The following is a 14,396-nucleotide window of genomic DNA, read 5'->3' as shown; positions in this document are numbered from 1 at the left end:
CGCTCCCGAGCGCGACATCGCCGCAGCGACGATGACCGGCTTCGACGGCGATGGCGGCGTGTGGGAGGTCACCTCCGCCGCGGGAGCGGTCGCCGAGGTGCGCATCCCGTGGCCGGGCGGCACGATCTCGGAGCGCCCCGAAGTGCGTCGCGAGGTCGTCGCGCTGTACGACGAAGCGTGCCGTCGCCTCGGGGAGGAGCCCCGACCGCACGCCTGACCCCCACCCGTCCCGAAATCGACGGTTAGGTTCACCTAACTCTTCCCCTACAATGGCGACATGAGCGAGGTCATCTCCTTCTCCAGCGCCCTGCGCGAGCGGTCCAGCACAGCCCATGCCTCGAGCGAGCACGCCGGCTTCATGGCCGACCTCGTGCGCGGCGACGGCACCCGCGACGACTACATCGCTCTCACGGCGCAGCACTGGTTCATCTACCAGGCGCTCGAGGCGGCCGCCGACCGCATGCGCAACGACCCGGTGGCGAGAGTGTTCATCAGCGACAAGCTGACGCGCCTTCCCGCTCTCGAGGCCGACCTCGAGTTCCTCATCGGACCCGACTGGCGCGAGAAGGTCGCACCGCTGCCGACCACGCAGCGCTACGTCGATCGCATCAACCTCGTGGGCACCACGTGGGCCGGCGGCTTCGTCGCGCATCACTACACGCGCTACCTGGGCGACCTCTCCGGCGGCCAGTTCATCGGGCGGCTCATGTGCCGCCGATTCGGCTTCGAGACCAACGGCGTCGGCTTCTACCTGTTCGAAGACATCGCCGACCCGAACGCCTTCAAGGACGTCTACCGCGAGCAGCTCGACGCCGCACCGTGGGACGACGCCGAGAAGGAGCGCGTGATCGACGAGGTGCTGGTCGCCTACCGGTTCAACACCGAGCTGTTCGAGGACCTCGCCCGCGCCAAAGCCGCGGCGATCGCCTGACTCACCGCGGACTCGCCGCACCCGCCGAGCGCACCTCGCGCATGAATCGCCGCACGTCCTCATCCACCCGGATGTCGCTCGGCCGCAGCGGGCGCGACAGGTACAGCCCGTCGAGCGACGTCAGCCGCGACAGCGCGACGTAGGTCTGGCCCGGCGCGAAGGCGCCCGAGCCGAGATCGATGACGGCCCGGTCGTACGTCTTCCCCTGCGACTTGTGGATGGTGACCGCCCACGCGAGCCGCAGCGGGAACTGGGTGAACTCGGCCACGATCTCGCGTGTGAGGGACTTCGACGCGGGATCGTAGGCGTAGCGGAACCTCTCCCACACGGCCGGTTCGACGTCGAACTCCTCGCCGTCGACCTCGACCCGCACGTTCTCGCCGGCGATGCGGGTCACCGTGCCGATCGTGCCGTTGACCCACCGGGGCGGCTCGCCGAACGACGCCGTGTCGTTCCGCAGGAACATCACCTGCGCACCGATCTTGAGCTTCAGCTCGGCGTCGGCCGGATACGCGTCGCCGCGCCCGAAATCGCCGTTGATGTCCGCCGCCGCGGTCTGCGAGCGTCCCGGCAGGGCATCGAGGTGCCGTCGGTTGATGTTGTTCACGATGTCGTTGCGCGTGGCGAGCGTGATGATCGGGGTCTCGTCGGCCGTGGGGTCCGGCGGCGTGCGCGCGCCCGTGTCGTTGAGGATCTTGGCGATGTCGGCGGTGACGACGCCGTGGCGCACCGCGTTCAGCATCGCCTTGAACTCCGGATCGGCCTGACGGTGGATCTCGGCGAGCTCGCGCACGTGCAGCTGCGCGCCGTGCGATCCGATGTCGATGATGCCGTCGCCGCCGACCTCGCCGACCCACACCTTGGCGTCGAAGAACCAGAACGACCGGTAGTGGTCCCGGATGTAGCGCAGCTCGTCGCCGCGCGGAGGCACCGGCGCGAGCTGATACGGGTCGCCGAACATGACGATCTGCACGCCGCCGAACGGCTCACCGCGACGCCCGCGCGCCTGCCGCAGCGAGCGGTCGATGCCATCCATGAGGTCGGCGTTGACCATCGAGATCTCGTCGATGACGAGGGTGTCGATGGCGTTGAGGATCTTGCGCGTGGCATCGGACTGGTCGATCTCGCTGTCGGCGATGAGACCGATCGGCAGCCGGAAGAGCGAGTGGATGGTCTGACCCTCGACGTTCAGCGCCGCAACGCCCGTCGGTGCGCAGACCGCGATCTGCTTGGACGTGTTCCACGCCAGGTGCTGCAGCAGCGTGGATTTTCCGGTGCCGGCGCGACCGGTGACGAACACGTGCTCGCGGGTGTCCTCGATGAGACGGAAGAGCGACTCCTGCTCGAGGGAGAGGGCGCGCGTGGTCACCGGTTCATGGTAGCCATGCGACGCCGCATGACGGCATCGGGCGGTCGGTCAGGCGGTCTTTCCTAGACTGGAGGCGTGGAGCGGGGGGCGACGGATGCCGCACCGGAGGCGTCGCATGCGCCTCCGGCACCGGGCGCGCCCGCCAGGCGCCGATCGCGGGGCGGAAGGCTCGGGCGCGACCTCACCGTCATCGCTGTGATCACGGCCCTCGTGCTGGCCGGCCTCGCGGTCGCTGCCACGCTGGCCTACCGCGAGTTCTACAGCCCCTCGGCGTTCGTGCGTCACTACCTGCATCTGCTGCACGACAACGACGCCGCCGGGGCCCTCGCCGTTCCCGGCGTCGCGATCGACAGCACCGAGCTCCAGGCCGCGGGACTCGACACACCCGACTCCGACGCCCTCCTGCGCGCGGCGGCGATGGGCTCGCTGCGCGATGTCTCGATCGTGTCGGAGGTGTCCGACGGCGACGTCACCACGGTCATCGCGGAATACGACGCCGGCGGCGTTCCCGGCACCGTCTCCTTCGAGGTCGAGCACACCGGCTGGATCGGCATCGCCCCGACGTGGGCCTTCGCCACGAGCCCGCTCGCCGTGATCGACCTGTCGGTGGAGGGCTCGATGGAGTTCGCGGTCAACGGGTTCGAGATCGACAAGAGGCAGGTCTCGCCCGACGGCGTGGACGCCGACCCCACCGCGCCGATCTCGATGCTCGTGTTCTCCCCCGGCCTCTATTCGGTCTCCGTCGACACCGCGATCGCGGCGACGCCCGGGGTGGCGGTGCTCAGCGACGCGCCGCTGACGGAGGTGCCGGTCACCGTCGCAGCCGAGCCGACCGAGGAGTTCGTCGAGGTCGTGCAGGATCGCGTCGAGGACTTCCTCACGGCGTGCGCCACGCAGGAGGTGCTGCAGCCGACGGCCTGCCCGTTCGGCTACACGGTCGACGATCGCATCGTCGGTCTGCCGTCCTGGTCGATCGCGGAGCAGCCCGCCGTCACGGTCGAACCCGACGGAGCGAGCTGGAAGATCCCCGCGACCGAGGCCGTCGCCCGCATCGACGTGCAGATCCAGTCGTTCTTCGACGGCAGCATCCGCGATGTCAGCGAAGAGGTGCCGTTCCTCGTCACCGGCACCATCACCGTGCTCCCCGACGGCACCGCCTCGATCGTGGTCGGCGCCGGCTGAACTCAGGCCCTGGCGCCGGCCGCGTCGGTCTCGACGGGCTCGACGCGCCGGGGGCCGCGGCCGAGCGCGAACGTGGCACCGAGGCCGACGACGAGGAAGCCGGCCGCGGTGAGCGCCGACAGGCGGGTCCCGTCGGAGAACGCCGCTCTGGCGGCATCCGCAGCCACCCCGGATGGATCGGTCTCATCGAGCACCGCGATCGCGGCACCCGCGCTGTCGACGACCGATGAGACGATCTGATCGCGCTGGTCTTCGGGCACGCCCGCATCGTCGAGGCTGTTCGAGAGGATGCCGCCGGTGGATGTGAACAGCACCGTGCCGAGGATGGCGATGCCGAGCGCCGAGCCGACCTGGCGCGAGGTCGACTGCGTGCCCGATCCCTGCCCGGAGAGGTCGACGGGAACATCCTGCAGGATGACGCCGGTGAGCTGCGCGGTCGCAAGTCCCACCCCGATCCCGTAGACGAACAGTGCCGGCAGCAGCCACCCCCACACCGCGTCGGGTGCGATGACGAGCGCGACCGCCACAACGCCGACGATCTCGGCGGCGATGCCGAACCGCACGATGACGATCGGGTCCACGCGGCCGCTCGTCGCCCCCGCGATGCCACTGGCGACGAAGGAACCGACGGCGAGCGCGAGCAGCACCAGGCCGGTCTGCAGGGCGTCGAAGCCGAGCACGAACTGAAGCCACAGCGGCAGCGACAGGATGAGACCGAACTCGCCGAGCGCGATCACCAGCGCGGCGATGTTGCCGTTCGAGAACGAGCGGATGCGGAACAGCGAGAACTCCAGCAGCGATGGTCGCCCGCGGCGACCGCGCGAGATCCCCCACGAGAGGAAGCCGACGAGTGCGAGCGCGGAGATGGCGAAGGCGACCGGCACCGGTGAGATCGTCCACGGCCATGTGAAGCCGCCGAGGGTGAAGGGCTCGACGCTGGTCCACCAGCCGTAGGTTCGGCCCTCGATGAGGCCGAACACGAGTCCCCCGAACAGCAGCACCGACAGCACCGCACCGACCACGTCGATGCCCTTCGCGCGCGCCTCCTTCGATTCGGCCACCGCGACGGCGATCCCGATGAACACGGCGATCCCGAGCGGGATGTTGATGCCGAACGCCCACCGCCACGAGAAGTCGGTGGTCAGCCACCCGCCGAGAAGCGGCCCGACGGCGGCCATGCCCCCGATCGTCGAGCCCCACACCGCGAACGCGATGCCCCGCTCGCGCCCGCGGAAGGTGGCGTTGATCACCGAGAGGGTCGTCGGAAGGATCATGGCGCCGCCGACGCCCTGCACCAGGCGGGCGAGGATGAGCAGCTCGCCCGTCGGCGCGAGCGCGGCCAGCACGGACGAACCGGCGAAGACGACGACCCCGACGAGCATGAGGCGCTTGCGTCCGAAGCGGTCGGCGAGACTGCCGAACAGCAGCAGCAACGACGCGAACACCAGGGTGTACGCCTCCTGCACCCACTGCACCTCGGTCGACGAGATGCCGAGGTCCTCGACGATCGAGGGAACGGCGACGTTGACGATCGTCGAATCGACGATGATCAGCGACACCGCGACGCTGATGAAGACGAGGCCGACCCAGCGCCGACGGTAGTGATCGGTCATCGACGCAGGGCCTCCTCTGCGCGCTTGTCGCGTTCGGCGAGCTTGGCCAGACGTGCGTTGTACTCCTCGAGCTCGGCATCGCCCGAGCGATCGGCGGCGCGGTCGCGTCGACGCTGCATGCGCTCGTCGCTGCGGCTCCACTGGATCGCCAGCGTGATCGCCACCGTGAGCGTGGGGATCTCCCCCACCGACCACGCGATGCCGCCGCCGAGGTACTGATCATCCAACGGCGGGAGGCCCCACGTGCGCCCCATCGCGCCGTACCACTCCGAGGCCATGAGACCGGTCTGCATCATCATCGCGACGCCGAAGAACGCGTGCATCGCCATGACACCGACCAGCAGCAGCAGTCGCCCCGCATACGGCAGCCGATACGCCACCGGGTCGACACCGATGAGCGTGAGCGCGAAGAGATAGCCGGTGAGCAGGAAGTGCGCGACCATCCACACGTGCCCGATGTGGTCGTACAGCGCCCAGCGGAAGAGGTCGGTGTAGTAGAAGAGCCACAGCGACACCACGAACAGGCCGGCGGCGACGAAGGGGTTGGTGAGCACCCGCATGTACGGCGAGTGCACGATCCACAGAACCCACTCGCGCCCGCCGCGCGTGCCGTCGTCGCGTTTGCGGATGGCCCGTGCCGCGAGCGTCACGGGCGCTCCCGCCACCAGCAGCACCGGGATGCCCATGCTCAGCAGCATGTGACCGAGCATGTGCACGCTGAACAGGTAGTCCTGATAGGCGTTCGGGGCTCCGCATGTGACCCACACCAGCAGCAGCAGACCCGACACCCACATCACGGTGCGGTAGATCGGCCAGGCGTCGCCGCGCCGGTGCAGGCGCCACACGCCGGCGAGGTAGAAGAACAGGCCGAAGCCGGCCGCGAACGCCCACAGGACGTCGATATCCCACACCGTCAGCCAGCGGCTCGGCAGCAGTTCCGCCGGCAGCTCGTCGCCGGTGAGGTAGAACGCCGGCGACACGTACTCCGGGATGCCGCTGTCCGTCGGCGGCGCGGTGCGGGCGAGGGCGGATGCGGCGCCGCTGGCGATGCCCATGAAGGCCAGTTCCAGGGCGATGAGCATCCAGAACACGCCGCGCGTCGCATCCGTCATGCGGTCGATGAGGCGATTGCGGTAGATCGCGCCCAGCAGGCCGATGGCCACGAGGGCGACGACCTTGACCAGCACGATGACGCCATAGGGGGTCAGCAGTCCTCCGAGGTCTCCGATGCCGATCGCGGCGCGCACCGTGCCCGAGATCGCGACGACGATGAACGACACCAGGGCGAGCGTGGAGTAGCGCCGCATGGCCCGACGCATGGTCTCGCCGCGAACGATCGGCCGGATGAGCACCATCAGCAGCAGGCCGCCGAGCCACACGGCGGCGCCGATGATGTGCAGCACGAGGGACGACACGGCGAGGTTGTGGTTCGCCTGCTCGCCCGAGTGGCCCTGCGTGCCCATGGGCACGAGCGCGGCGAGCGCGAGGAGGGCGAGCAGGAACGAGGGCGTCCACGAGCGCACCGCGAACGCGAGCACCGTGATGATGGCGCCGAGCACGGTGGTGATGAGCCACACGCGACCGAGTTCGGTCTCGACGAGGAAACGGCCGAGCTGGGCGCCGAACTCGGGTCCGAGGCTCAGCTGCGCGTTGAACGAGTCGAGGAAGACGAGGAAGCCGTTCGCGCCGGCGGCGACGGTGAACACCGCGGCCGAGACCGATGCGGCATCGAGCGCCACGTCGAACTCGCGCTCACCCGCCTTCAGCGCGTACAAGGCCACGACGAGGGTGCCGACCATGCCGGCGGCCGCGAGATTGACCGCGAGCTTGACGACCGGGATCCCCCACCGCACCACGGGGCCCGCGTCGCCAAGGATGAGGGGTGCTGCACCGCCGCCGTAGGCCAGCGCCCAGACGAGTGCCAGGAGCGCGGCCGCGACGAGGATCACGGGCCCGGCGGCCCGCAGCACGCGGGGATTCACCCCCCAAGCGTAGATCGTTCCCGCTGGGGAACGACCGGAGGGGATGCCGATCAGCGGCATCCCCTCCGGTGTGGTTCGGCGCGGTCGTTACTTGACGGCAGCCTTCAGCTTCGAGCCGGCGGTCACCTTGACGCGCTTGCCGGCGGGGATGGCGATCTCTTCGCCGGTCTGCGGGTTGCGGCCGGTGCGAGCCGAGGTCTCGACCTGCTCGAACGACAGCCATCCGGGGATCGAGACCTTGTTGCCCTTGGCCACGGCCTCCGAGACGGTGGCGAAGAGGGAGTCGAGCACGCTCGAGACGGCGGACTGGCTCTGGCCGGTCGCGCTGGCGATGCTCGCGACGAGTTCGGTCTTGGTGATGGACTTGTCAGCCATATGTGTGTCCTCCAAGGCGACGGATCGTCGCCTCTCGTTTCTTGGACCGAGCGGCGACTGCCTCCCGGCTTGGTCGGAACGACCGCCTCGAATATACCCACGAACCGCGGAATCATGCGGATTTCGGGCCCCGAGAGGGGGGTCACCCGGCGTGTCGCGGCCTCCGTGGGGCCCGTGTGACGCGTGAGACACCATTTTCGGGCCGGGAAACACCGCGATGCGCGGTTTCTCGCGGCGTTCGTGGTGTCTCACCGTGAAGGCGGTTCGAGCGTGTGGAGGGAACGCAGAGCCGCCACGACGTCGTCGTGCCACCGTCGCGCGAGCGGCAGCGCACCGGTGAACAGCGCGGTGTCATGCGTTCCGCCGCGGTACTGCACGACGCTCGCCGCGACGCCGTCGCGTCGCAGCGCCGCGCCGTACGCGTCACCGTGGCCGCGCAGCGGATCGTACTCGGCGGTGAGGATGACCGCGGGCGGCAGCCCGCGGTGCGACGCCGCACGGATGGGCGAGGCGATCGGCTCGCGCGCCGCGGTGGCACGCGGCAGATACGTGCGGGCGACCGAGCGCAGCTCGCGCAGGGCGATAAGCGCCGGAATGCCGAGCGCCCACGTCGCGCGCAGGTCGAGATGGCGCCCGGTGAGGTCGACGACCGGCACCTCGAGCAGCTGCAACCGCAGCGGGTGCCGCGCGCGGTCCCGGTTGACCAGTGTGACGGCCGCCGCGAGCGAGCCGCCCGCGGATATGCCCGCGATGCCGATCCGCTCGGCGTCGATGCCGAGCTCGTCGGCGTGTGCGATGAGCCACTCGAGGCACGCGTACCCCTGCTCGACCTGCGTGGGGTACCGATGCTCGGGAGCCAGCGCGTAGTCGACGGCGACGATCGCGACGCCGGCATCGTGTGCGCGGCGCCGGAAGGCGGCATCCGTCGTCGGGTAGTCGATGCCGCCGATCCGGAACGCTCCCCCGAAGAACGCGATCACGCCGGGCACGGGCCGCTCGGGTTGGGGCGGATGGTAGACACGCACCCTCACGTCGGGGAATCCCGGCACCGGAACGAGGTGTTCGGTGATGCGCAGCTCCGGCCCCGGGGTGCCCACCGTCTCGAGCTCGGTGCGGTCCCACGCGAGGGCCGCGCGGCGGTGCTTCGCCCGGGCCGTCGCGGGTGTTCGGCCCGGGCGGGCCGTCGCGGGTCGAGACCCGGGCGTGCGCCCGAGACCGGGCCGCGCGCCGCCGGGTCTCGGACGGACACCCGGGTCTCGCGGATGCAGGAGGCCGCGCACGGCGTCGCGCACCCGGTGCCACGCCTTGCCGAGCAGGTAGCGGCGATGCACGCGCAGGCGCTCCGCGAAGAAGGGGTCCAGCGGCATCGTGCCCTCCTCGAGGCGGTGGACGGGAATCCTCGTCTGTGCCTGAGGCGCCCGGGTGACCCACCGTACGCGCTCGGCACCGCTCCCCCGCGTGCACGAACTCAGGCTGGGGTCTCGCGGGAAGCCTGATTCAGGCCTTTCCGCCGCATTCAGACGCCGTCAGCCTGAGACAGGGCAGACGGCGAGCGAGGAACGGCCGGCGAGGATCGCCGGCGGGGATGACGAAGGCCCGGATCCAGGAGGATCCGGGCCTTCGTGAAACGCGTCTCGCTTACCAGCTCGACTTCGTCACACCGGGGAGCTCCCCACGGTGTGCCATGTCGCGGAAGCGCACGCGCGAGATGCCGAACTTCTTCAGGTGTCCGCGCGGGCGACCGTCGATGACGTCGCGGTTGCGCAGGCGCACCGGCGATGCGTTGCGGGGCAGCTTCTGCAGGCCCACGCGGGCCTCCTCACGCTGCTCGTCGGTCGAGGTCGGGTCGACGAGCTGCTTCTTCAGCTCGAGGCGCTTCGCCGCGTAGCGGTCGACGACCTCCTGGCGCTGCTTGTTGCGCGCGATCTTGCTCTTCTTGGCCATGATCAGCGCTCCTCTCGGAAATCGACGTGCTTGCGGACCACCGGGTCGTACTTCTTCAGCACGATACGGTCGGGGTTGTTGCGGCGGTTCTTGCGCGTCACGTAGGTGTATCCCGTGCCCGCGGTCGAACGCAGCTTGATGATCGGACGGACGTCCTGAGCCTTCTTCGCCATTAGAGCTTCACACCCTTCGCGACGAGGTCCTTCACGACCGACTCGATACCGCGCGCGTCGATCACCTTGATGCCCTTGGCGGACACGTTCAGGGTGACCTTTCGACCGAGCGACGGAACGTAGTAGGTCTTCTTCTGCACGTTCGGGTCGAAGCGGCGCTTCGTCCGTCGGTGCGAGTGGCTGATGTTGTGACCGAAGCCGGGAACCGCTCCGGTCACCTGGCACACTGCGGCCATGGTGTCTCCTTCTGTACCGTGAAGCCGGACGGCTCCACCCAAGATCCCTTGTCTGCACCCCGCGCCGAAGACGTCCCGCTTGCGGGTCGAGCGATGGTGTGGGGTGCGAACTACGCGCTGGAGTGCGCGCAGACAAACAACGATCCTAGCACGTCGGGCGTGTCGGCTCCGACAGGGCGGCCGCTCCCCTCCCCCACCGGAAGGCGGAGACGGTCGGATCCCCCTCGATCCAGAAGCGCCACGGATACTCCGCGGTGCCGGCGACGCCGGCCACTCCCACGCGCGGGCCGCGGGTGACCGCCGCGAGCGGCTCCTCGCGGAGCCACAGGCGGGCCCGCGCGCCGGCTCGGTCGTCCGGCTCGATCGCGTCGATCCCGTCGTGGACCGGATGCCGCAGGCCCACCGCGTCGCCGAGCCGGCCCGGACCGCGGGCGAGGTCTCGCGGATGGCGCACGACGCCGCGACCGGCGGTGCGGCGTCGGAGGGCGGCATCCTCACCCTCGACGATCTCGCCGGCGCGCAGCAGGATGCCGCCGGCTCCGCCGGCGGGGGCCGCTACGACGTTGACGCACGAGTGGATGCCGTGGCTGAGGTAGACGTAGAGGTGCCCCGGCTCACCCCACATCGTGGCGTTCCGCGCCGTGGGACCCATCCGCGCGTGCGAGCCCGGATCGTGCACGTCGCCGGTTCCGAGCCCGAGATAGGCCTCGACCTCGGTGATGCGCAGCGCAACGCGCTCCTCGGCGACGTCGGTCACGAGCACGCCGCCGAGCAGGCGTGGCGCCACGTCGACGGCGAGCGCGCGCAGGTCCTCGCGCGCGGCGGGGCGCAGTCCGTTGCCGACCCCGCTCATCCGGGCGGGAGCCGGCACCACGACGCATCGAACCCCGCGAGCGCCACGATCTCCTCGTTGTCGGCGAGGGAGAGGGTGTGCGTCTCGACCCGCTCGGGCAGCGGCAGCAGATACCCGTCGTAGCGGTTCGAGACGACATCGGGGGCGATGAGCACGGCCGCATATCGCCCGCTGGGCGACACGCACGTCTGGAGAACGGTGTCTTCGTTGGGCACATCCATCACGATCGCGGTCTCGCCCTCGTCGTCGACGGTTGCGATCGTCGTGGCGATGGGCTGTCCGCCCTCGTCGCGCAAGGACGTCGTGCGCAGGGTGCCGCCGCCGGGAAGGGGCTCCACGTCGTTGAGCGTGCCGAGATCTTCGGCCGAGGCGACCAGGGGCGTCTCGTCACCGGTCGAGAGGTCGAGCACCACCCATCCTTCCGGACGATCGATGACGGCCTCCGACGTGCCGGGGGTGATGCCGGCGATCGCGTTCGCCAGTCCGAACGAGGCCGGGTTCTCCCCCGTCGGCCCGGTGAGCGTCAGGGCGCTGTCGAACCCGACGAACAGCACGCTGTCGGTGTCGGGCACGAACGACCACGAATCGACGCGCGCGTCGCTCCCCTCGACGGCGACCTGCACGGGCGCCTCCTCGGCGGCGGAGTCGTCGACCGATGCCGTGAACAGCGCACTCTCGAGGGCGCCGTCGGTGCCGACCGCCGCGTCGGTGAAGAGGTAGCCGATCCGATCGCCCCGGTCGGCGGCCTGCAGGTCGGAGATCGTGCCCTCGCCCGGCAGGGCCAGCGTGCGCTCGTTCTGCCCCTCGTGGTCGGTGACGATCAGCTGCGACTGATCGTTCTCATCCCGCACCGAGAACACCAGGTGGTCGGCGGTGATGCGGAAGTCCTCGATCGCGGGGTGCGTGAACACCGGGATCGCCTGCTCGCCGTCGAGGTCGGTGACGAAGACCGTGTCGCCGTTCTCGCCGCCGCGCTGCAGCACGAACAGTTCGATGCCGGGGGTCGTGAAGGTTTCGGTGAGGGTCGAGGTGGCTCCGCCCCTCAGCCCGGTCACGTCGTCGATCGTCACGGTGTACTCGGTCTCATCCCACAGCGGCAGGGTGAACCGCACCCCGACGCTGCGCCCCGAGGTGTCCACCGCGAACGGGATGGCCGGCGTGATCGTCACCTGCGACGCGTCGACCTCCTGCAGCGACTGGGTGGTCGTGAAGATGACGCGGGTGCCGGATGCTTCCACAGCGGCCTCGGGATCCACCGCGACGTCGGTCGCGCGCGGTCCCTGGGCGACGCTCACGGCCGCGCCGACGGCGGCGAGCACCACGAGGGTCGCGACGACGATCGCGAAGACGGCCGCGAAGCCGAGCGGGCGCCGACGCGCGACCCCGAGCCTGTCAGTACTCATACGGGTCCTCGGGCTCGTCGATCGCGGTCACCTCGGCTGCATCGACCGTGAGGGTGCCGTCGCTCGCGGCCCGCACGGTGCCGGAGACCTCGACCCACTGCCCCGCCTCGGGCGCCGCCTGCCCGGAGGCGATCGGCACGCTGGCCGGCTGCGCGTCGATGACGCAGTGGGTGATGACCAGGCGGGTCAGGCCGAAGCCGTCGTCGGTCGGGGCGACGAATCCGGTGAGGGTCACCTCCTGGCCGTCGAAGGTCTCCGGCGAGGTGGAGGTCGCGAACACCGTCGCCCACTCGCCGATGCCGAAGGTCGAGGTGTCGCCGGATGCGGCGAGGGTCACCGCATCCTGACCCGCGAACAGCGGCGTGACGCCGACGTCTCGCGCGAGGGCCATCTCGGCAGACAGCGAGGTGGCGGGAAGGACGAGCGTCAGCAGCACGACGCCCGACGCGATGGCGCCGCCGGTGATCGACGCGGCGAGGGCGAGCGGATGCGCGTGGTGGGGGTGCGCAGGGGGACGAGCGTCGTGCGGATCGGCCTCGGACGAATGCGGCTCGTCGGGAGTGACGTGCTCGCGGGGCGGCTGGGGGATCGCGGCGGCCTCGCGAGCCGCGCGGGCCTGCGCGCGCGAGGTCGGACGCGCGTCCGCTTCCTGGAGGGTCGAGACGCCGGAGGCCTCGGGTGCTGCACTCGCGTCCGGCACCGGCTCCGGATCGCGCCGGCGCGGTCCGGGGGCGGGCTCGGACGGCGGCGGACCGTGGTCGTGCCCGTGCTCGGCTTCGGCGCCCAAGGGGAGTGCGAACGAGGCGGCCGCCCCGGCGAGCAGGAGCACCGCCATCGACACCGCGAACCACGACGAGTCGGGGTTGATGTAGAGGTCGAGGTCGCCGGTGAGGGCGAGCGAGACGGTGACGACGGCGATGATCGCCGCGAGTCCGACACCGAGCCAGCGCGTGCCGAGCGCTCCGAGGTCACGCAAAGAGGTTCACCCCCGTCGCGATCGCGAACGCGCTGAGAACAACCACGACGACCACGCCGGCGAGGGCGCGGGTGGTGAAGGTGGTGCGCAGCAGCGCGAGCATCTTGACGTCGACGAGCGGCCCGACCAGCAGGAACGCGACGATGGACCCCGGCGTGAAGGTGGAGGCGAACGACAGCGCGAAGAACGAGTCGACGTTGGAGCAGATCGACACCACCATCGCCAGCGCGATCATCGCGACGATCGACAGGGCGGGGTCGGATCCGATCGCCAGCAGCGTCTCCCGCGGCACGAGCACCTGCACCGCCCCGGCGATCGCGGAGCCGATGATGAGGGCGGGCATCACCGCGCGCAGCTCGACGACGAACTGCGCGAGACTGCGGCGGACGCGTCCGCCCGGCTCGTGCGCGACCAGTTCGCACGTCTCGCGGAAGCGCTCCGTGAGCAGGCCATCGGGGTCGCGGTGCAGGCTGTACAGCCATCCGATGAGGTTCGCGATGAGGTAGCCGCCGACCAGGCGGGCGATGAGGATGCCGTCGTCGAATCCGAACGCGGCGTGCGTCGTGATGATGACGATCGGGTTCACGATCGGCGCCGCGATGAGGAAGGTCATCGTCTCGGGCACGCTGAACCCGCGCATCAGGAGCCCGCGCGCGAACGGCACATTCCCGCACTCGCATACGGGGATGAGCATCCCGAGCAGCGACAGCACGGCTCGGCGGGCCCACGCCGCGCGCGGGAGCCACCGCTCGATGACGCCGGGCGGCACCCACACCTGCACCACGATCGAGAGCACGACGCCCAGGGCGATGAACGGCAGCGACTCGATCAGCACGCTGATCGCGAGGGTCAGCCCGTCTTGCGCGCGCGTGGAGAGCGAAAGCGGGTAGAGCGACGGCAGCAGCAGGTCGATGGCGAACAGCGCCAGCACGACCGCCACGCCGACGCCCGCCCACACCAGCGCGCGGGCGGTCGAGGACGGCTCGTGGAGGGTCTCCGAGCGGCGGCGCGTGTCAGTCGACGGCACGCTCGTTCGCCTGGGCGGCCGTGCACGCGGCGCACAGGCCGAAGATGTCGACGACGTGCTCGGCCTGGGTGAAGCCGTGCTGCGAGGCGGTCGCGTGAGCCCACGTCTCGACGTCGGTCGCGGCGATCTCGACGGTCAGCCCGCAGGATCGGCAGATCAGATGATGGTGATGGCCGGGCGACTCGCAGGCACGGTAGAGGTTCTCTCCGTCGGGACTCTGCAGCGAATCGGCTTCGCCCTTGGCGGCCAGGCCCGCGAGTGCGCGGTAGACGGTGGCCAGCCCGATTCCGGTGTTCTCCTCGCGGAGATGAGCGTGCAGCGCCTGGGCGCTG

At 70.3% G+C, this 14,396-nt stretch carries 16 protein-coding genes; 3 read left to right on the top strand and 13 right to left on the bottom strand.

Features of this window, described 5'->3' with window-relative positions:
* Both B4E30_RS09400 and B4E30_RS09395 read left to right on the top strand, forming a co-directional pair.
* On the top strand, positions 1 to 217 hold a 217-nt coding region (locus B4E30_RS09400), incomplete at its 5' end, for a DUF2470 domain-containing protein (RefSeq protein WP_349676956.1).
* Positions 218 to 277: 60 nt separating this feature from the next.
* On the top strand, positions 278 to 931 hold the full coding sequence (locus B4E30_RS09395; protein WP_286794975.1) for a heme oxygenase (biliverdin-producing): 654 nt from the start codon (positions 278 to 280) through the stop codon (positions 929 to 931).
* A 1-nt stretch (position 932) separates the two neighbouring features.
* Here B4E30_RS09395 and B4E30_RS09390 read toward each other — a convergent pair whose 3' ends face one another.
* On the bottom strand, positions 933 to 2,300 hold the full coding sequence (locus B4E30_RS09390) for an ATP-dependent DNA helicase (protein ID WP_286794973.1): 1,368 nt from the start codon (positions 2,298 to 2,300) through the stop codon (positions 933 to 935).
* 195 nt (positions 2,301 to 2,495) lie between these two features.
* Between B4E30_RS09390 and B4E30_RS09385 the strand changes: the two genes are divergently transcribed.
* The gene (locus B4E30_RS09385; RefSeq protein WP_288419950.1) at positions 2,496 to 3,482 is read left to right on the top strand and encodes a hypothetical protein; all 987 of its coding nucleotides are present in this window, start codon (positions 2,496 to 2,498) and stop codon (positions 3,480 to 3,482) included.
* A gap of 2 nt (positions 3,483 to 3,484) precedes the next feature.
* On the opposite strand, the gene B4E30_RS09380 is transcribed toward B4E30_RS09385, so the two are convergent.
* The 12 genes from B4E30_RS09380 to B4E30_RS09325 all read right to left on the bottom strand — a co-directional run.
* Entirely contained in the window at positions 3,485 to 5,095 is a 1,611-nt protein-coding gene (locus tag B4E30_RS09380; protein ID WP_286716797.1) for a DHA2 family efflux MFS transporter permease subunit, read from the bottom strand.
* Positions 5,092 to 7,077 carry a cytochrome c oxidase assembly protein gene (locus B4E30_RS09375; protein WP_286794971.1) on the bottom strand — a complete coding sequence of 662 codons (1,986 nt, stop codon included), beginning with the start codon at positions 7,075 to 7,077 and terminating at the stop codon, positions 5,092 to 5,094. Before B4E30_RS09375 ends, B4E30_RS09380 begins: the two co-directional genes overlap by 4 nt.
* Positions 7,078 to 7,164: 87 nt before the next feature.
* Positions 7,165 to 7,452, bottom strand: coding sequence for an HU family DNA-binding protein (locus tag B4E30_RS09370; RefSeq protein WP_071045226.1), 288 nt, complete (start codon positions 7,450 to 7,452; stop codon positions 7,165 to 7,167).
* 248 nt (positions 7,453 to 7,700) lie between these two features.
* Positions 7,701 to 8,819, bottom strand: a complete 1,119-nt coding sequence (locus tag B4E30_RS09365; protein ID WP_286794969.1) for an alpha/beta hydrolase — start codon at positions 8,817 to 8,819, stop codon at positions 7,701 to 7,703.
* A 271-nt stretch (positions 8,820 to 9,090) separates the two neighbouring features.
* Positions 9,091 to 9,396: a 30S ribosomal protein S14 gene (gene rpsN, locus B4E30_RS09360; protein WP_071045228.1), complete on the bottom strand. Its 306-nt coding sequence runs from the start codon at positions 9,394 to 9,396 to the stop codon at positions 9,091 to 9,093.
* A 2-nt stretch (positions 9,397 to 9,398) separates the two neighbouring features.
* The gene (gene rpmG, locus B4E30_RS09355) at positions 9,399 to 9,569 is read right to left on the bottom strand and encodes a 50S ribosomal protein L33 (protein WP_013584775.1); all 171 of its coding nucleotides are present in this window, start codon (positions 9,567 to 9,569) and stop codon (positions 9,399 to 9,401) included.
* Entirely contained in the window at positions 9,569 to 9,805 is a 237-nt protein-coding gene (gene rpmB / locus B4E30_RS09350) for a 50S ribosomal protein L28 (RefSeq protein ID WP_071045229.1), read from the bottom strand. Before rpmB ends, rpmG begins: the two co-directional genes overlap by 1 nt.
* A 145-nt stretch (positions 9,806 to 9,950) precedes the next feature.
* On the bottom strand, positions 9,951 to 10,658 hold the full coding sequence (locus B4E30_RS09345) for a DNA-3-methyladenine glycosylase (protein ID WP_286794967.1): 708 nt from the start codon (positions 10,656 to 10,658) through the stop codon (positions 9,951 to 9,953).
* Positions 10,655 to 12,061, bottom strand: coding sequence for a hypothetical protein (locus tag B4E30_RS09340; protein ID WP_286794965.1), 1,407 nt, complete (start codon positions 12,059 to 12,061; stop codon positions 10,655 to 10,657). Before B4E30_RS09340 ends, B4E30_RS09345 begins: the two co-directional genes overlap by 4 nt.
* On the bottom strand, positions 12,051 to 13,037 hold the full coding sequence (locus tag B4E30_RS09335; protein ID WP_286794963.1) for a TIGR03943 family putative permease subunit: 987 nt from the start codon (positions 13,035 to 13,037) through the stop codon (positions 12,051 to 12,053). Before B4E30_RS09335 ends, B4E30_RS09340 begins: the two co-directional genes overlap by 11 nt.
* Positions 13,030 to 14,064 (bottom strand): permease, encoded by a 1,035-nt coding sequence (locus B4E30_RS09330; RefSeq protein ID WP_286794960.1) that lies wholly within the window; start codon positions 14,062 to 14,064, stop codon positions 13,030 to 13,032. Before B4E30_RS09330 ends, B4E30_RS09335 begins: the two co-directional genes overlap by 8 nt.
* Positions 14,051 to 14,396, bottom strand: a 346-nt coding sequence (locus B4E30_RS09325) for a Fur family transcriptional regulator (RefSeq protein ID WP_286794958.1), incomplete at its 5' end; no start/stop codon positions are given. The genes B4E30_RS09330 and B4E30_RS09325, both read right to left, overlap by 14 nt.

The organism is Microbacterium sp. UBA3394 (genome assembly GCF_002358725.1).
Lineage (GTDB): Bacteria > Actinomycetota > Actinomycetes > Actinomycetales > Microbacteriaceae > Microbacterium > Microbacterium luteum.
This window is presented reverse-complemented; position numbering and strand designations above follow the sequence as displayed.